The sequence below is a fragment of the Mesorhizobium sp. M7A.F.Ca.ET.027.02.1.1 genome (assembly GCF_004022985.1).
Taxonomy (GTDB): Bacteria; Pseudomonadota; Alphaproteobacteria; order Rhizobiales; family Rhizobiaceae; genus Mesorhizobium.
In genome coordinates, this window is the sequence record NZ_RZOL01000086.1 from 1 (window position 1) to 18,207 (window position 18,207).

An 18,207-nucleotide genomic window follows, 5' to 3' on the forward strand; every position below is an offset into this window, starting at 1 on the left:
GGCGGCATCAGCAGCGGAAAAAGGATGAAGACATCGACCCACGACGTCGGCTGCTTCATCAGCCGCAGCATGTTTTTGGAGGCAAGCAGCCGGGCGACCAGATCCGCGGCGACAAGCGCGGCCGCCGAATAGTCGAGCCAGAGGAAGGACGGCTTGTCCTGAAGAACCGGCGTCGCGATGAAGAAGGCGATGATGGCGAGGTCGATGACGACGGCCACCAGTTGGAACCGGAAAGCGGCCGGCGTGCGCCCATGATAGAGCCTGCGCAGCCTGTCACGCAGCCGCGCCAAGGCTGAAACCGCCTGCGACCCGTTCCTCTGCGCCGGCTTCATACTGACTGCGCTGGCGTTCGCGGCAGCGACCGCCCGGCTGACCGCCGCGCGCGAGAAAGAGCGGGGGTCACACCAGCTCCACTTCGACCACACCCGGCACCGCGCGCATCGCCGAAGCGATCTGTGGCGAAATCCGGTAGCGGTTCGGCAACTCGATTTCGATTTCCCCCTCGCCCTCTTCCTTGATCAGCACGAAGCTGACCTGGCCTTCGCCCCTGACGGTCAGTTGGCCGGCCAGCGTGTTGATCGGCGAGGCGTTGCGCACGAAGATGCGAAGTGCCTTCTGGATACGGCTTGCCTCGTCCTCCAGCGACTGCACTGAGTTGATGCGCAGATTGACGCCTTCCGGCCTGTCCTCGGCGGCAACGGTGATGACCACGGAGCGGCCGGCCTCGAGCAGATCTCGATATTGCGCCAGTCCTTCGGAAAACAGCACGGCTTCGTACTGGCCGGATGTGTCGGAAAAGGCGATAACGCCCATCTTGTTGCCGGTGCGCGTCTTGCGCTCCTGCTTGGACGTCACCGTGCCGGCCAGACGGCCGGCGGCGGCACCGCGTTTGACGGCCGCCGAAAACTCGGCCCAGGTCTGAACCCGCATCTTCTGCAGGGCTGCCTTGTACTCGTCGAGCGGGTGCGCCGAGAGATAGAAGCCGACCACCTGGAATTCACGGTGCAGCCGGTCGGCGGCGAGCCATGGCTCTGTCGCCGGCAGATTGAGTGCCTGCGACTGAGCGCCGAGCGAAGCGCCGAAGATGTCGTGCTGGCCGGAAACCGCGTTCTGCTGCGCCAGCGACGCCAGTCCCATCATGCGTTCCACGCCCGACATCATCGATGCGCGGTCATGGCCGAAGCAATCGAGCGCGCCGGCCATGATCAGGCTTTCGAAGACGCGCTTGCCGACGATCTTGGGATCGACCCGCTCGCAGAAATCGGCGAGGTTCTTGAACGGCTTTTCGCCACGCTGGGCAACGATGTGCTCGACCGCCGCATCGCCGACGCCCTTGAGCGCTGCCAGCGAATAGTAGATGCGGTTCTCACCGACCTCGAAGGGGCGAAAGCTCGACATCACCGAAGGCGCCAGAACCTCGATGCCAAGGCGCAGCGCGTCCTGGCGGAAATCGGCCAGCTTGTCGGTGTTGCCCATGTCGAGCGTCATCGACGCTGCCAGGAACTCGACCGGATAATGCGCCTTGAGATAGGCGGTCTGGTACGAAACCACCGCATAGGCGGCGGCGTGCGATTTGTTGAAACCATAGTCGGCGAACTTGGCCAGCAGGTCGAAAATGAAATCGGCTTGCGGCTTGCCGACGCCACGCTCGACCGCGCCGGAGACGAAGCGCTCACGCTGCTTGTCCATCTCGGCGCGGATCTTCTTGCCCATGGCGCGGCGCAGCAGATCGGCTTCGCCGAGCGAGTAGCCGGACAGCTCCTGCGCGATCTGCATCACCTGTTCCTGGTAGACGATGACGCCTTGCGTCTCCTTCACCAGATGGTCGATCTTGGGATGGATCGACGCCATCTCCTCCTCGCCATGCTTTCTGGCGTTGTAGGTCGGAATGTTCTCCATCGGACCGGGGCGGTAGAGCGCGACCAGCGCGATGATGTCCTCGATGCAGTCGGGCCGCATGCCGATCAGCGCCTTGCGCATGCCGGCGCTTTCCACCTGGAACACGCCGACCACTTCGCCGCGCGACAGCATGGCGTAGGTCTCGGGATCGTCGAGCGGGATCGTTGCCAGGTCGATCTCGATGCCGCGCCGGCGGATCAGCTTGACCGCCGTCTCCAGCACGGTCAGCGTCTTCAGGCCGAGGAAGTCGAACTTCACCAGCCCGGCCTGCTCGACATATTTCATGTTGAACTGGGTGACGGGCATGTCCGAGCGCGGATCGCGGTACATCGGCACCAGTTCCGACAGCGGCCGGTCGCCGATGACGATGCCGGCGGCGTGCGTCGAGGCGTGGCGGTAAAGGCCCTCCAGCTTCTGCGCCATGTCGAGCAGCGTCTGGACGATCGGCTCCCTCTCGGCCTCTTCGGCAAAACGCGGCTCGTTGGCGATGGCGTCGGCGAGCTTGACCGGATTGGCCGGGTTCTGCGGCACCATCTTGGAGAGCTTGTCGACCTGGCCATACGGCATCTGCAGCACGCGGCCGACGTCGCGAAGCACGGCGCGGGCCTGCAACGTACCAAAGGTGATGATCTGGCCGACCTGGTCGCGGCCGTATTTCTGCTGGACGTAGCGGATGACCTCTTCACGCCGATCCTGGCAGAAGTCGATGTCGAAGTCGGGCATCGACACGCGGTCGGGATTGAGGAAGCGCTCGAACAGAAGCGAGAAGCGCAACGGATCGATATCGGTGATGGTCGTCGAATAGGCGACCAGCGAGCCTGCGCCCGAACCGCGGCCAGGCCCGACCGGGATGCCTTGCGCCTTGGCCCATTTGATGAAGTCGGCAACGATCAGGAAGTAGCCGGGAAACTTCATCTTGGTGATGATGCCAAGCTCGAAATTCAACCGCTCGCGGTATTGCTCGACCGTATAGCCTGATGTCGGGCCATGCATGGCGAGGCGCGCGTCGAGCCCCTCATGCGCCTGGCGGGCCAGTTCGTCGGCTTCCGCCTGCACCGCGACGTCATTGTCGGCGACATCGCCGCCGGTGAAGCGCGGCAGGATCGGATTGCGGTTTTTGGGATAATAGGAGCAGCGCAGCGCGATCTCGACAGTGTTGTCGATCGCCTCTGGCAGATCGGCAAAGAGCCTGGCCATATCGGCCTGGCTGCGCAGGAAATTGTCCGGCGACAGCCGGCGACGATTATCGGCGGCCACGACCGATCCTTCGGCGATGGCGATCAGCGCGTCATGTGCGTCATAGTCGTCGCGAGAGGAAAAGAACGCCTCGTTGGTGGCGACCAGGGGCAATTCATGCGCATAGGCCAGATCGATCGAGGATTTCTCGATTACGCGATCATAACCGGAAACCCGGTCCAGTTCGACATAGAGGCGATCGCCGAACATTGCCTTCAGGGTCAAAAGCCGTGCCTCGGCCAGATCGCGGCGATCTTCCTTGATGGCGGTGCCGATCGGTCCGCGCGGCCCACCGCTGAGGCAGATCAACCCGTCACAAAAGCCTTCCATCATTTCCGTGGTCAGGTGCACGGCTTCGCCCGGCGGCGTTTCGAGGTAGACGCGGCTGACCAGCCTGACCAGGTTGGAATAGCCGGCCTCGGTCGCGGCAAGCAGGACGACCGGCCGCATATCGGGACCCTGCCGCCTGCGGTCGCGCTGGCCATCGCTGTTTTCGCCGGAAAAGGCGAGCGCCGTTTGACAGCCGATAATCGGCTGAATGCCGTCCTTCACCGCCTTCTGCGCGAATTCCAGGGCGCCGAACAGGTTGTTGGTGTCGGTGACGGCGATGGCCGGGGCTTCGTCCTTGACCGCATGAGCGACCACCTTGCCGATCTGCAAGGCGCCTTCCAGCAGCGAATAGGCCGAATGCACGCGCAGATGGACGAAGGGCCGCGCCGGGGCCTCCGGCCGCGCCGCAGCAATCGCTGCTTCGCGCTTCAGGGGATCGCGGGGAAGTTTTTCGTCGGCCATGGTGCTGCGTGAAGGTCCTTGAGTCGATGGAGATGTATTGTCCGGGACCGCGCGATGCCAGTCCAGCACAAACCACTGCTGATCACAGGCTGCCTGCCCGGCTAGCCTTACGCAAACTCCATGATCACCGCGTCGACAGCCAGGCTGTCACCCGGTTTGGCGTTGAGCTTGGAGACGACAAGGTCGCGTTCAGCACGCAGTACGTTTTCCATCTTCATCGCTTCCACCACCGCCAAGGTCTCGCCGGCCTTGACCTCCTGGCCTTCGGCAACGGCAATCGACACGACAAGGCCGGGCATCGGGCAAAGCAGCAGGTTCGACGTGTCCGGCGCCACCTTTTCGGGCATCAGCCTTTCCAACTCGGCGGTGCGCGGCAGCATGGCGCGCGCGGTCACCGACATGCCTTTCCAGGCTATGCGAAAGCCGTTGGCAACCGGCCTGACCTGAGCCGTAACCTTGCGCTTGCCGACCGTGCCGCGCCAGACCAGGTCGCCCGGCCGCCAGTCTGATGCAACGGTCAACGCCCTGCCGGCCTCGATCGACAGATCGATTTCCATCGGAATGGAAATCATGCCCTCGATAATCGAGGCCGACAGATAGTCATCGCCGATCTTTACCACCCAGTCGCGCTTCAGAGCTCCCGAATGCGGCGCCAGCCGCCCGCCCAGCCGGTCGAGCCGGTCACGGCGCAGCAGTTCCACCGCCGTCGCAATCGACGCCAGCACGGCCTTCTCATCGTCGTTCGGTACGACCGGCGCGAAGCCGTCGGGATATTCCTCCGATATGAAAGCGGTCGATATCCGCCCTTCCCGCCAACGCGGATGCTGCATCAAGGCAGCCAGGAACGGAATGTTGTGCTCGATACCGTCGACGACGAAGCTGTCGAGCGCTTCCGACATGGCATCGATCGCCTCCAGACGCGTCGGCGCCCAGGTGCACAGCTTGGCGAGCATCGGATCGTAGAACATCGAGATTTCGGAGCCCTCGGTGACGCCGGTGTCGTTGCGGATGATGACATCGCCGAATTGTCCTTCCTCAGGTGGCTGGTAGCGTGTCAGCCGGCCGATCGACGGCAAGAAGTTGCGGTAGGGGTCTTCGGCATAGAGCCGGCTTTCCACCGCCCAGCCGTTCAGCTTGACGTCGCATTGCTTGATGGCAAGCTTGGCGCCGGCGGCGACGCGGATCATCTGCTCGACCAGATCGATGCCGGTGACGAGCTCCGTCACCGGATGCTCGACCTGCAATCGTGTATTCATTTCAAGGAAATAGAAGTTCTTGTCCTTGTCGACGATGAATTCGACCGTGCCGGCGCTCTGGTAGTCGACGGCCTTGGCCAGCGCCACCGACTGCTCACCCATAGCCTGGCGCGTCTCGGCATCCAGGAACGGCGACGGCGCCTCTTCGGCGACCTTCTGGTTGCGTCGCTGGATCGAGCATTCGCGCTCGCCGAGATAGAGCGCATTGCCATGCGCGTCGGCCAGCACCTGAATTTCGATATGGCGCGGATCGACGACGAATTTCTCGATGAAGACACGATCGTCGCCGAACGAACTCTTGGCTTCCGAGCGCGCGCGGTCGAAGCCGTCGCGCACTTCGGCCTCGCTCCAGGCGATGCGCATGCCCTTGCCGCCGCCGCCGGCCGAAGCCTTGATCATCACGGGGTAGCCGATTTCGCCGGCAATCTTTTCGGCATGGTCGGCATTCTCGATGACGCCGAGCCAGCCGGGCACGGTGGAAACCTTGGCGGCGTTGGCGAACTTCTTCGATTCGATCTTGTCGCCCATCGCCTTTATGGCCTTGGGCTTCGGGCCGATGAAAATGATGCCTTCCGCTTCCAGCGCTTCGCAGAAGGCCGCCCGCTCGGACAGGAATCCGTAGCCGGGATGCACGGCCTGGGCCCCCGTTTCCTTGCAGGCGGCGATGATCTTTTCCGGGACGAGATAGCTCAGCGCGGCTGGTGAAGGCCCGATATGCACCGCCTCGTCGGCCATCTCGACATGCACGGCATCGCGATCGGCATCGGAATAGACGGCAACCGTGGCGATGCCCATCTTGCGCGCCGTCTTGATGACGCGGCAGGCAATTTCGCCGCGATTGGCGATCAGGATCTTGGTGAACATGCGAAATGTCATCCCTCGGGTCGGCCGTTCCTTTTATGGCCTGTGCTTGCAGGGTCAAGCCGACCATGCAATTCACTGCCTTTCAATCGACTTGCGATTCCAATTCATCGCCGTGGCCCAGTCAGGGAGCCAGCCGCCAGTTGATCGTGTCGGCAAAACCTGAAACCTTGGAAAAAACTCGCATTGGAGGACGTCTGATGAAAACCCGCGCCGCTGTTGCTGTCGCCGCCGGAAAGCCGCTGGAGATCATGGAGGTCGATCTCGACGGCCCACGTGAGGGCGAGGTGCTGGTCGAGATCAAGGCGACCGGCATCTGCCACACCGACGAATTCACGCTGTCGGGCGCCGATCCGGAAGGTCTGTTTCCGGCCATCCTCGGCCATGAGGGCGCCGGCGTCGTCGTCGATATCGGCAAGGGCGTCACCTCGCTCAAGAAGGGCGATCACGTCATCCCGCTCTACACGCCCGAATGCCGCCAGTGCCATTCCTGCCTGTCGCGAAAAACCAATCTGTGCACGGCCATCCGCGCCACCCAGGGCCAGGGCCTGATGCCCGATGGTTCATCGCGCTTCTCGATCGGCAAGGACAAGATCTTTCACTATATGGGCTGCTCGACCTTCTCCAACTTCACCGTGCTGCCCGAGATCGCGCTGGCCAAGGTCAACCCCGACGCGCCCTTCGACAAGATCTGCTACATCGGCTGCGGCGTCACCACCGGCATCGGTGCTGTGATCAACACCGCCAAGGTCGAGATCGGCGCCACCGCCGTCGTCTTCGGCCTCGGCGGAATCGGCCTCAACGTGATCCAAGGCCTGAAACTTGCCGGCGCCGACATGATCATCGGCGTCGATTTGAACAACGACAAGAAGGAGTGGGGCGAGCGCTTCGGCATGACGCATTTCGTCAATCCGAAGGAGATCGACGGCGATGTCGTGCCCCACCTCGTCAACATGACCAAGCGTGGCGCCGACCAGATCGGCGGCGCCGACTACACATTCGACTGCACCGGCAGCACCAAGGTGATGCGCCAGGCGCTGGAAGCCTCGCATCGCGGCTGGGGCAAGTCGGTCGTCATCGGCGTCGCCGGTGCCGGCCAGGAGATTTCCACACGGCCGTTCCAGCTGGTCACCGGCCGCACCTGGATGGGAACCGCCTTCGGTGGCGCGCGCGGCCGCACCGACGTGCCCAAGATCGTCGACTGGTACATGGACGGCAAGATCCAGATCGACCCGATGATCACTCACACGCTGAAGCTCGAGGACATCAACAAGGGTTTCGATCTCATGCATGAGGGCAAATCGATCAGAAGCGTCGTGGTTTACTGAGGAAGATACCAGGCCGCCGCCCAATCGGCCCGCGACCTCTGTGGTTCACAAGTGGGAGGAGAAAAGAAACATGAGCGAACTCCCCGCCATTCTCGTCGATGCAGACGCCTGCCCGGTCAAGGCCGAGGTCGAAAAAGTGGCCGACCGGCATGGCGTCGTTGTCACCTACGTCTCCAATGGCGGCCTGCGGCCATCGCGCGATCCGATGATCCGCAATGTCGTGGTTTCCAAAGGTGCCGATGCCGCCGACGACTGGATCGTGGACAATGCACGCACCAACGACATTGTGATCACCGCCGACATTCCGCTGGCCGCCCGCGCGGTGGCACTCGGCGCGCATGTGCTTGGGCCAACGGGGCGCCCCTTCACGCCGGAAACGATCGGCATGGCGGTAGCGATGCGTGACCTGAAGCAGCATCTGCGCGAGACCGGCGAAAGCAAGGGCTACAATGCCAGCTTCGCGCCGCAAGACCGGTCGCGGTTTCTCGGCGAACTCGACCGCATCTTGCGGCGGGCGCTCAAATCCGCCACACCAGACTAGAAACCGAGCGCCATTCAAGGTTGGAACCGACATGGCTGCCGAAACCCCGGTGAAGTCTCCCATTCAGCGCCACATGTTGTTCGCTGTGTCGGCCTGCGTTGGCGTTTTTGCGCTTCTCGTGGCGTTGCTGCTGCACGCCCCGCTTGCCTATTCGATCGGCGCCAACGCGTTCTTTGCCGCTTATGTCATTCTCGTCGTCGCCCAGATGCCGAAGTTCACCGGCAGGTATCTGAGCAGGAATGCGCGTGCCACGGACCAGCCGGTGCTGGTCATCTTCGCTGTGACGCTTGTCGTCGTCGGCGTAGCCGTTATCTCATTGTTCCTGCTGATCAATCAGAAGGACAGAAGCCATCCCGTCGAGCTCACCTTCGCGCTGCTGTCGATCCCGCTCGGCTGGTTCACCATTCATGCCATGGCAGCGCTCCATTATGCTCATGTCTACTGGATGGACGGCGATGCTGTGGATGCCGAGACCAGGAAGAAAATCCCTGTCGGCGGACTGCTGTTCCCGGGTGACAAACGGCCGGAGGGCTGGGATTTCCTGTACTTCTCGACGGTGATCGGCATGACGGCACAGACCGCCGATACCAACATCTCGACCACGCATATGCGTCGTGTCGTGCTTGTCCATTCCATCCTGTCGTTTTTCTTCAACACGGTCATCGTCGCCGCCGCCGTCAATCTCGCCGTCAGCCTAGGCGGTCCGTAATAAATCCGTGATCGGATGAAACATCGGTTTGGATCGCGACGTATCAGGAGGACAATGAACGCGCAGGCCATGCCGCGAGGCCGGGAGACGAAACGATGGAATCCGTTGCCAGAAGCCAATCCGCCGCCGATCCAGGCGCTTCTGCGTCGAACGACAAAACGCTGATCTACCGGCAGTCGCGCTGGACGCGGCTGACGCATTGGCTCTGGGCCATCTCCTTGTTCTTCATGCTGCTGTCAGGCCTGCAGATCTTCAATGCCCGTCCGCAGCTCTATATCGGCAAAGAATCGGGCTTCGAATACAACAACACCATCTTCGCCATCGGCGCCGAGAATTCCGATGCGGGTCCGCGCGGCTACACGGAAATCTTCGGGCATCGCTTCGACACCACTGGCGTGCTCGGCTGGTCGGGTCCGGCCGGCCAGGAGACGTCCCGCGCCTTCCCGTCCTGGGCGACCATCCCATCCTACTATGATCTCGGCACCGCGCGCGTCATCCATTTCTTCTTTGCCTGGATACTGACCACGACGTTGATCGTCTGGTTTGTCGCCAGCACCGTGAACGGCCATCTGCGGCGCGATCTCGCGCCACGCCTCGACGATTTGAAACGATTGCCGCAAGACATCGTTGACCACGCCAAGCTCAAATTCCACCACACGCGCGAATACAACACGCTGCAGAAGATGGCCTATGGCGGGGTGCTGTTCGTGCTGTTGCCGCTGATGATCATCACCGGTCTGGCCATGTCGCCGAGCATGAATTCGGTGCTGCCGTTCCTCAACGATCTGCTCGGTGGCCGGCAGACGGCACGCACCATCCATTTCACCGTCATGGTGCTATTGGTCGCCTTCTTCGTCGTCCATATCCTCATGATCCTGGCCGCCGGCCCGATCAACGAACTGCGCTCGATCATCACCGGCTGGTATCGGACAGATCCTCCCGCACAGGACGATACAGCCGAGAGGAGTGCCTGACATGGCAAAATTCCAGATCAGCCGCCGCAAATTCCTGACCGGTGCCAGTCTTGGCGTCTCCGGCATCATGCTGTCGGGCTGCGACGCCTTCGACAGTCAGCTAGGTGTTGGCAGCGGCCTGCGCAGTTTCCTCGAAAACGCCAATGGCCTGACCTACCGCGCACAGCGGCTGCTTGCCGGAAGTGACGCGCTGGCCCCGGAATTCACCGAGGCCGACATCCGCCAGCCGCAGCGGCCGAATGGTGTCACCGCTCCCGATGACGATGTCTACAAGGGCTTGCTCGCCAACAACTTTGCCGACTGGCGACTGGAGGTTTCAGGCCTTGTCGAGAAGCCGCTATCGCTCAGCCGCGAGCAACTCCAGAATATGCCGAGCCGCACCCAGATCACCCGCCATGACTGCGTCGAAGGCTGGAGCTGCATCGCCAAATGGACCGGCACGCCGCTGTCGCTGGTGCTGGACCAGGCGGTGGTCAAACCGCAGGCGCGCTACGTCATGTTCCATTGCCTCGATACGATCGACCGCAGCCTCTCCGGCGACATCAAATATTACGGCAGCATCGACCTGATCGATGCCCGTCACCCGCAGACGATCCTCGCCTATGGCCTGAACGGCAAGCCGCTGCCGGTCGAGAACGGCGCTCCGCTGCGGGTTCGCGTCGAGCGCCAACTCGGCTACAAGATGCCGAAATATCTCTACAAGATCGAGCTGGTCGACGGCTTCGCCACTGTCGGCGGCGGTCGCGGCGGCTATTGGGAAGACAATGGTTATGACTGGTACGGCGGAATCTGAATCGCACACCGCAAACGCTGCGGCCCCAAAGATGGCCAACCTATAGCGAGCGGCGAAACAGTTCGCCCTTTCCGGCGATCTGCTCGCCAATGCCGCCTAGCCGCAGCATGTGCCAGGCAAGGGCGTGATTGCTCGAGGTTACCGGTTTCCCCAGTTCCTTCTCGACCTCCTCGATGATGCGGGCAACGCGCATGCTGGTGCAGGAAACGAACACCGCCTCACAGTCGCTCGACACACCGATTTCCAAGATGGCTTGCTTGACCGATGCCGGCGTGATGCGCGCAACGACATTGTCATCCGCCTCGTTGAAGGAGCCCATGACCGGAATGTCCATCCCCCGCGCCATCAGCGATGCACGTAGCGAATGATTGATTTTCGCCAGATAAGGGGTGAGCAGCGCGATCCGCGAGACGCCCAGGGCCTTCAGCGCCGCCCTTGCCGCCGTCACCGGATTGGTCACTTGCACGCCCGGCAGCACCTCATGAACGCGCTCGGCGACCTTGTGCTCGCCGATAACCAGCGCTCCCGAGGTGCAGGCAAAACCGATCACATCGAACTTGACGTCCGGCAAGAGCCCGACAGTTTCCGGGATGACGGCCGACATCTTCATCAGGTTTTCCGGCGTGATCTCGACATCGCTGTAGAGCCGCGCCTCGTACAGCGCGATGTCGCGCGCGGGCAGCGCATAGCGGAATTCATCCTCGATGGTCTGGTCGGTTCGAAGGACGAGCAGGCCGAGATTGGCGCGGGTGCCGATGCCGTCGTCGGTCTTGAAGGGAATGTGTTCCTTGTCGACGACAAGCGCATCGTCGGCGCGGCTAAGCGGGGCGTCCATGGCGCAGTCCCCTTCCTGATGCCAATCAGAATTGTCGACAATAGAAACGACAACTTTGCCAAACGTGTCAAGAGCTCCGTTCCAATTTTGGGAACCGGGAAATGCCGGCATTTTCGCCCTGTCTGAACGGTGAATCGATCGTCGACCCACGCGCCCGTTGACAATGACCAGCGTCTTCCGGTTGAATTGTCGACAATAGAAACGACAACCATTCGGGACAGCGATGCAAGTATTGATCTTGGGCGGCGGCGTTGTCGGGATCACCACTGCCTATCAGTTGCAGAAGGACGGCCATACGGTCACCGTTCTCGAGCAGGCATCACAGGTGGCCGAAGGGGCAAGCTGGGCAAATGCCGGCATGATCGCGCCCGGCCATTCCTTCGTCTGGTCATCGCCGGCCGCGCCAAAAATCCTGCTGAAGTCGCTGTTCCAGAAAGACCAGGCGCTTCGTTTCAAGCTCTCCGCCGACCCGCATCTCTACAGCTGGTCGCTGCGCTTCCTCATGCAATGCACGGCCGCCAAAGCGCGTCGCAACACCCTTCTCAAACATCGGCTTGCGGTCCATTCCCAATCGGTCCTGCAGGCGGTCGTCAGGGAGGAAGCGATCCAGTACGACAGGACATCGGCCGGCATTCTTTACTTCCACCGCAACCGCCAGGCGCTCGACAAGGGCATCGCCAACATGCGCCTGCTGGAGGCCGACGGCCAGGAGATCCGTATCGTCGACGCGCAGGAAATCGTTGACCGCGAGCCGGCGCTGGCTTCGTCGCGCGACAACATCGCCGGCGGCGTATTGTGTCCGACCGACGAAACCGGCGACGCCGCCAAGTTCACGCGCGCGCTGGCGGCCATCGTCGAAAATAGGGGCGGCAAGATCCTGACAGGGACCAGGATCGTGGGGATCGAACGCAGAAAGGAAACGATCACCAAGATCGTCACCGACAAGGGAGAGTTTCTGGCCGACACCTACGTTCTGTGTCTCGGCGCCGAGAGCCCCGTCCTCGCCCGCAAGATCGGCCTTGGCCTGCCGATCTATCCGGTCAAGGGATATTCCATGACCATTCCCATCGTCGACCAGGCGCTGGCTCCAAAACTCCCTGTCATCGATGAGCACAATCTCGTCGCCATCACGCCGATGGGCGATCGCATCCGCGTGACCGCCACTGCGGAATTCGCGGGCTATGATCGCAGCCACAAGCCTTCGGATTTCGCCTTCATGAAGCGCGTCACGCAGGACCTGTTCCCGCGCGGCATCGCCTTTGATCGCGCCGAGATGCGGGCCTGCCTGAGGCCCATGACGCCCGACAACCTGCCGATCCTCGGCCTGCGCGACATCCGAAACCTGTGGCTGAACACCGGGCACGGCCATATCGGCTGGACCATGGCGCATGGATCGGCCCGTATCGTCGCCGATCTGATCGCCGGCCGGGCAGCGCCGATCGCCCTCGACGGCATCCTTCCCACACAGGCGCGGTTCGCCGAACCAAGCGCCGCAAAGGCTTGACGACGCCATGCTCCGACCCGCCAGGCAAAGCAACCGGGACAACAGCGCAGCGTTGGCATCCAAGCCGATCAAGACCGGCCCGCGTGTCTATGAAGAAATCCGTCGCATGGCGATGGATTATCGCTTCAAGCCGAACGAGCGCATCAACGAAGTGGCGCTTGCCGCCAGGCTGAATGTCAGCCGCAGCCCGGTCCGGGAAGCGCTCCAGCGGCTGGTCACGGAGGAACTCATCACTTTCCAGACCAATCGCGGCTTCTTTTGCCGGGGCTTCGATGTCGACGAGATCGTCAATCTTTCCGACGTGCGAGCGGTGCTCGAGGAGCGCTCCGTCAGGCTGGCGGTCCAGCGCGCGACAGATGAGGAGCTTGCCGCGCTCGTCGACTGGTGGGCGCTCACCATGGCGCGCGCCGACTCGTTTTCCAGCACTGAGCTGACCGCCAGGGACGAGGAATTTCACATCCGCATCGCCAGGCTGTCAGGCAATCCCGAACTGGCGCGCATGCTCGAAGGCATCAACACGCGCATCCATTTCGTTCGCAAGATCGAAGTGGAGAAGCACCGGCGATTGTCGACAACCTACACCGAACATAGCGAAATCGCCCGGGCCATGGTAGCCCGCGATGCCAACAGCGCCGCAAGGCTCATGCACGACCACATCGCCATCAGTGTCGCCGATGCCACGTCGACCGTCAGGGAAGGCTTGGCAAGGATATACATCGACGTCGACCAGATCTAATCGGGCAAATCCCAGCTTTGGCCGAGGCAAAACCCCTATCGATCAGGCAACCTTGTCGAGCAGCGGCCTCAGCGCCGGATGGATTTCCGGTGAGGCGTGCTTGATCAGGGTCAACAGCGCGCGTTCGTTCTCGTAAAGAGGCCTGTCGACGCCGATATGGTCGATCAGCCAGCCGGCTTCGCCGGCATCGACCGTCTCGGCGCGGCGGGCCAGAGCCTCGGCCGCCCTGTTCTTGGCTTCCCACTCGGCCTCGATGTCGCCTGGCGACCGATAGGCTTCCATGATGCCGGCAAGGCCGCCGGAGATCATGCGGCTGAAGAAGCCGCCGATTTCCGGATCGGCATGTTCGAGGAAGGCATCACGGCGCAGCGCCACATCGCGCGTCGGTGCTTCGTAGCCGGCCGAGCACATGATGAAATTGGCGATCGCCTTGACGAACAGCTCGTTCCAGGACGGATCATTGTGCCCTTGGGCAGTGCACTCGTTGATCTTGAACAGCACCTCGGCCTCGGCGCGCGTGATGGCGATGTTGCCGTCGCCGCCATGGGCGTGGAGGATCCGGCGCAGCAACTCGACCTCCGCCTGTGCGATGAGGCCGGGAGCCAGCGTGCCGCCGAGCATCAGCGGCCCCTTGCCGTCAATGACGGCATGCGCCACCTGCTCCAGCGCATACACACAAAGCTGGCTCGGCGACGATTTCGCCTGTTCCAGCACATGCACCAGCAATTCGAGTTCGGTCCGGCTGTCGACCATGCCATCGCGCGAGATCGTGCGGATCAGCCAGTCGGCATTGTCTTGCGAGATATAGCCCGACGGCTTTTCCTGGTGGACGATATAGTCGGTGACCGCCTCGACGAAGAAGGGCGGCCATTCCTGGCATTTGTCCTTCGCCGTTGCATCGAGCGCAAACAGCGCCTCGGCCTCGCCGCGCGTCACGACGCCATCGCCGAACACTTCATGGCGCAACATCGCCACGTCCTCCGCGGCGATGCGGATTTTCGAGGTCAGCCCGGCCACCGGCGCGCTCATGATCAATTCGCCCATTTGTCGTCCCCGTCCGCCGTCGCCAAGCGCCGGCCCCAAGCGTCATACAAGCCAACATATCAGCAGTGTCTTGAAAAACCGGCAAACGGCGTGGTTAGCGAAGACTTGTCGGCCAACGCATGTCGCCCAAAACGTGCCGCGGTTTTGAAGAATGGCATGCACGCGCTTTAGATGTCGCTGACAGGTGACAAGCCGTCGCGCGCGAGCTATGGATGGCGCGTCGAGGACTCAGGGTCTGAGTCCTACCTGTTTGCGGGAGAGAACAGCGAGAGCTGTCGCCGAAGGGGAAATCGCCCGAAATCTCTCAGGCAAAAGAACCGTAGACGGGAAAGACACTCTGGAAAGTCGGGGCTTGCCCCCGCGCCGAAGGTGTAAGCGCCGCTGACAGAGTTCCGGCTGCGCGAGTCTCTCAGGCTTCAGACAGAGGGGCACGGACTGGTCGCCATTCGCGACCGATTGCGTGCGACTCTGGAGACGACATGACGGGCGACGATACGAGACCCCTCCCCCTCGAAGACATCCATGTAACCGCCGGTGCGCGCTTTGGCGCTTTTGCCGGCTGGTCGATGCCGCTGACCTATCCGGCGGGCGTCATGAAGGAACATCTTCACACCCGCGAACAGGCCGGCCTGTTCGACATCTCGCATATGAAGCTGTTCGAAGTCAGCGGGCCGGAGGCGGTTGCGCTGCTCAACCGCGCTTGCCCCTTGGATGCAGGCGCACTCCAAATCTCACAGTCCAAACTGTCCTTTTTCCTCAACGAGGCAGGCGGCATCCTGGACGACCTCATCGTCACCAGACTTGGCGATAGCAGGTTCATGGTAGTCGCCAACGCAGGCAACGCCGTCGCCGATGAAAAGCATTTGCGTGCACTTGCCGCGGATTTCGACGCCAGGGTCGAGCCGCTCGACCGCGTCTTCCTGGCCATCCAGGGTCCTGAAGCCTGGGCCGCCCTTTCCCGCGCCGGCATCGAGACCGGCTCGCTGCTTTTCATGCATGGTGTCGAACCGCGCAAAAACTGGTTCATGAGCCGGTCGGGCTATACCGGCGAGGACGGTTTCGAGATCGGCCTGCCGGAAGCCGATGCACGCGGCCTCGTCGCCAAGCTGCTCGGCGACGACCGCGTGCTGTGGATCGGCCTGGCCGCCCGCGACAGCCTGCGGCTGGAGGCAGGACTGTGCCTGCATGGCCAGGACATCACGCCGGAGACCGATCCGGCCAGCGCCGCCTTGATGTGGGCAATTCCAAAGGACATCCGCGCTTCCGGCGCTTTCATCGGCGCCGATGCGCTCCGCGCCGCCGTGGAACGAGGACCCGCGCAAAAGCGGGTCGGGCTTAAGCCGGAAGGTCGCCAGCCGGTGCGTGGCGGTGCCGCGCTTTTTGACGCCGACGGCAATCCGGCCGGCCAGGTCACATCGGGCGGCTTCGGCCCCTCGGCCGGCCATCCGGTCGCCATGGGCTATGTCTCGACACCTCTGGCAAAGCCCGGAACGCGGGTCTTCGCCGATGTGCGCGGGACGAAAATCCCAGTCGATATCAGTTCCCTGCCCTTCACACCCCATCGCTACCGCAAAGGATGATCTCAATGGCAACGACCTATTTCACATCGGATCACGAGTGGCTCCGCGTCGAGGGCGGCATCGCCACGGTCGGCATCACTGATTACGCGCAGGAGCAGCTCGGCGACCTCGTCTTCGTCGAACTGCCGGAGACCGGAAAAAAATTGACCAAGGGCGACACCGCCGTCGTGGTCGAATCCGTCAAGGCGGCATCCGATGTCTATGCACCGGTCGATGGCGAGATCACAGAGGCCAACGGCACGCTGTCGTCGGATCCGTCACTGGTCAACTCGGCCGCAACAGGGGCCGGCTGGCTGTGGAAGATGAAGCTTGCCGACGAAAGCCAGCTCTCTGGCCTCATGGATGAGGCCGCCTACAAAGCCCATATCGGTTGATATCAGGACTTATTGACATGACCGCAGCACCCTACCCCTTCTCGGCCCGCCATATCGGTCCCGGCCTCAACGACACCAGGGCGATGCTGGCCGCCATCGGCGTGCCCTCGATCGAGACACTGATCAGCCAGTCCGTACCGAAGTCGATCCGGCTCGATCGGCCGCTTGCCCTACCAGCACCGGCGAGCGAAGCGGAAGCGCTGGCCGAACTCTCGGCTGTCATGTCCGGGAATACGGTGCTGAAAAGCTTCATCGGCGCCGGTTATCACGGCGTCCATGTCCCGCCGGTTATCCAGCGCAATCTGTTCGAGAATCCTGCCTGGTACACGGCCTACACGCCCTATCAGGCAGAGATCAGCCAAGGCCGGCTCGAAATGCTGTTCAACTTCCAGACGCTGGTCACCGAATTGACCGGCCTGCCGGTGGCCTCGGCCTCGCTGCTGGATGAGGCAACCGCCGTGGCCGAAGCCGTCGGCATCGCCTTGCGCCACCACCGTGACAAGCGAACCAAGGTCGCACTTGCCGGCACGCCGCATCCGCAAACGCTGGACGTGGTGCGCACCCGTGCCGAGCCGCTCGGCATCGAGATCGATGGCGAAACGATCGACGACAACACCGCCGCCCTGCTTGTCTCCTGGCCGGATACATTTGGCATCTATGGCGATCACAAGGCAGCGATCGACAAGGCGCGCGCGACCGGGGCTATCGTCGTCTTCATCGCCGACCCGCTCGGCCTGACGCTGACCGACGCGCCGGCCAAGCTCGGCGCCGACATCGCCGTCGGCCCGATGCAGCGTTTTGGCGTGCCGATGGGCTTTGGCGGCCCGCACGCGGCCTATTGCGCCGTCTCCGACAGGCTCACGCGGTTGATGCCCGGCCGCCTGGTTGGCCAGTCTACCGACAGCAAGGGCCGGCCTGGGTACCGGCTTGCCTTGCAGACGCGCGAACAGCATATCCGCCGCGACAAGGCGACCTCCAACATCTGCACCGCGCAGGCGTTGCTCGCCAACATGGCGACTGCCTATGCCATCTGGCACGGCCCCGCCGGGCTGCAGGCGATTGCCGGGCGCATCCACACGCTGGCCAATCGTCTCGCCTCCGGGCTCAAAGCAGCAGGTATCTCCGTGCTCGGTTCAAGCCGCTTCGACACGGTGACGGCGGAGGTGAAGGGCAAGGCAACTTCGATCGCCACTGCGGCTGAAAAGGGTGGCAGATTGCTGCGTGCCGTCGATGCCGACCATATCGGCATTGCCTTCGACGAAACTTCGACCGAGGCCGATCTCGACGCAATAGCGGCCCTGTTCGGCGCCAAGGCTGGTGTCTCCGCCGACAGCACGGTGCCCGGCAAGCCGCGCGGCAAGGAGTTCCTGACCCAGCCTGTTTTCCACGAAAACAAGTCGGAAACCGAGATGATGCGCTTCCTGCGCCGGCTGGCCGACAAGGACCTGGCGCTCGACCGCGCCATGATCCCGCTGGGGTCCTGCACCATGAAGCTCAACGCCGCCGCCGAGATGATGCCGGTGAGTTGGCCGAGCATTGCCAATCTGCACCCTTTTGCCCCGGCCGCGCACTCGACAGGCTACCGTGCCATGATCGGTGAGCTGGAGGACTGGCTGTCGGAGATCACCGGCTTCGACGCAGTGACCCTGCAGCCCAATGCCGGCAGCCAGGGCGAATATGCCGGGCTGCTCGCCATTCGCGGCTATCATCGCTCGCGCGGCGAAGGCCACCGCACCGTCTGCCTG

At 62.7% G+C, this 18,207-nt stretch carries 13 protein-coding genes, 2 pseudogenes and 1 riboswitch; of the genes and pseudogenes, 10 read left to right on the forward strand and 5 right to left on the reverse strand.

From position 1 onward, the window contains the following. The 3 genes and pseudogenes from EN749_RS12435 to EN749_RS12445 all read right to left on the reverse strand — a co-directional run. Window positions 1–332: pseudogene (locus tag EN749_RS12435) on the reverse strand (ion transporter); the annotation flags it as partial. Window positions 333–399: 67 nt separating this feature from the next. Continuing rightward, entirely contained in the window at window positions 400–3,927 is a 3,528-nt protein-coding gene (gene dnaE / locus EN749_RS12440; RefSeq protein ID WP_128363240.1) for a DNA polymerase III subunit alpha, read from the reverse strand. 107 nt (window positions 3,928–4,034) lie between these two features. Beyond that, the gene (locus tag EN749_RS12445) at window positions 4,035–6,047 is read right to left on the reverse strand and encodes an acetyl/propionyl/methylcrotonyl-CoA carboxylase subunit alpha (RefSeq protein WP_128363241.1); all 2,013 of its coding nucleotides are present in this window, start codon (window positions 6,045–6,047) and stop codon (window positions 4,035–4,037) included. Window positions 6,048–6,244: 197 nt separating this feature from the next. Here EN749_RS12445 and EN749_RS12450 point away from each other — a divergent pair, with 197 nt between their 5' ends. From EN749_RS12450 to EN749_RS12470, 5 genes are all read left to right on the forward strand, one after another. Beyond that, the gene (locus tag EN749_RS12450; protein WP_127270241.1) at window positions 6,245–7,372 is read left to right on the forward strand and encodes an S-(hydroxymethyl)glutathione dehydrogenase/class III alcohol dehydrogenase; all 1,128 of its coding nucleotides are present in this window, start codon (window positions 6,245–6,247) and stop codon (window positions 7,370–7,372) included. Between the two features lie 70 nt (window positions 7,373–7,442). Next, the gene (locus EN749_RS12455) at window positions 7,443–7,913 is read left to right on the forward strand and encodes a YaiI/YqxD family protein (protein ID WP_127270240.1); all 471 of its coding nucleotides are present in this window, start codon (window positions 7,443–7,445) and stop codon (window positions 7,911–7,913) included. Between the two features lie 31 nt (window positions 7,914–7,944). Then, window positions 7,945–8,622 carry a DUF1345 domain-containing protein gene (locus EN749_RS12460; RefSeq protein ID WP_023810520.1) on the forward strand — a complete coding sequence of 226 codons (678 nt, stop codon included), beginning with the start codon at window positions 7,945–7,947 and terminating at the stop codon, window positions 8,620–8,622. A 95-nt stretch (window positions 8,623–8,717) separates the two neighbouring features. Beyond that, window positions 8,718–9,596: a cytochrome b/b6 domain-containing protein gene (locus tag EN749_RS12465; RefSeq protein ID WP_128363242.1), complete on the forward strand. Its 879-nt coding sequence runs from the start codon at window positions 8,718–8,720 to the stop codon at window positions 9,594–9,596. Window position 9,597: 1 nt separating this feature from the next. Next, on the forward strand, window positions 9,598–10,389 hold the full coding sequence (locus EN749_RS12470) for a molybdopterin-binding protein (RefSeq protein WP_127270739.1): 792 nt from the start codon (window positions 9,598–9,600) through the stop codon (window positions 10,387–10,389). Between the two features lie 40 nt (window positions 10,390–10,429). Here the strand turns inward: EN749_RS12470 and EN749_RS12475 are convergent, their stop codons facing one another. Then, window positions 10,430–11,224 (reverse strand): aspartate/glutamate racemase family protein, encoded by a 795-nt coding sequence (locus tag EN749_RS12475; RefSeq protein WP_128363243.1) that lies wholly within the window; start codon window positions 11,222–11,224, stop codon window positions 10,430–10,432. A 223-nt stretch (window positions 11,225–11,447) separates the two neighbouring features. Between EN749_RS12475 and EN749_RS12480 the strand changes: the two genes are divergently transcribed. Both EN749_RS12480 and EN749_RS12485 read left to right on the forward strand, forming a co-directional pair. After that, complete coding sequence (locus EN749_RS12480; protein WP_128363244.1) at window positions 11,448–12,728, forward strand: D-amino acid dehydrogenase; 1,281 nt, start codon at window positions 11,448–11,450, stop codon at window positions 12,726–12,728. 52 nt (window positions 12,729–12,780) lie between these two features. Further along, window positions 12,781–13,464, forward strand: a complete 684-nt coding sequence (locus EN749_RS12485) for a GntR family transcriptional regulator (protein ID WP_245491370.1) — start codon at window positions 12,781–12,783, stop codon at window positions 13,462–13,464. Window positions 13,465–13,506: 42 nt separating this feature from the next. Here the strand turns inward: EN749_RS12485 and EN749_RS12490 are convergent, their stop codons facing one another. Beyond that, window positions 13,507–14,508 (reverse strand): hypothetical protein, encoded by a 1,002-nt coding sequence (locus EN749_RS12490; protein WP_128363246.1) that lies wholly within the window; start codon window positions 14,506–14,508, stop codon window positions 13,507–13,509. 243 nt (window positions 14,509–14,751) lie between these two features. Next, window positions 14,752–14,838, forward strand: a riboswitch (glycine riboswitch). 149 nt (window positions 14,839–14,987) lie between these two features. On the opposite strand from EN749_RS12490, the gene gcvT reads away from it, so the two are divergent. The 3 genes and pseudogenes from gcvT to EN749_RS12505 form a co-directional block, all read left to right on the forward strand. Next, window positions 14,988–16,088, forward strand: a complete 1,101-nt coding sequence (gene gcvT, locus EN749_RS12495; RefSeq protein ID WP_128363247.1) for a glycine cleavage system aminomethyltransferase GcvT — start codon at window positions 14,988–14,990, stop codon at window positions 16,086–16,088. A 5-nt stretch (window positions 16,089–16,093) separates the two neighbouring features. Continuing rightward, window positions 16,094–16,462, forward strand: a complete 369-nt coding sequence (gene gcvH / locus EN749_RS12500) for a glycine cleavage system protein GcvH (RefSeq protein WP_127320643.1) — start codon at window positions 16,094–16,096, stop codon at window positions 16,460–16,462. Between the two features lie 17 nt (window positions 16,463–16,479). Further along, window positions 16,480–18,207: pseudogene (locus EN749_RS12505) on the forward strand (glycine dehydrogenase (aminomethyl-transferring)); the annotation flags it as partial.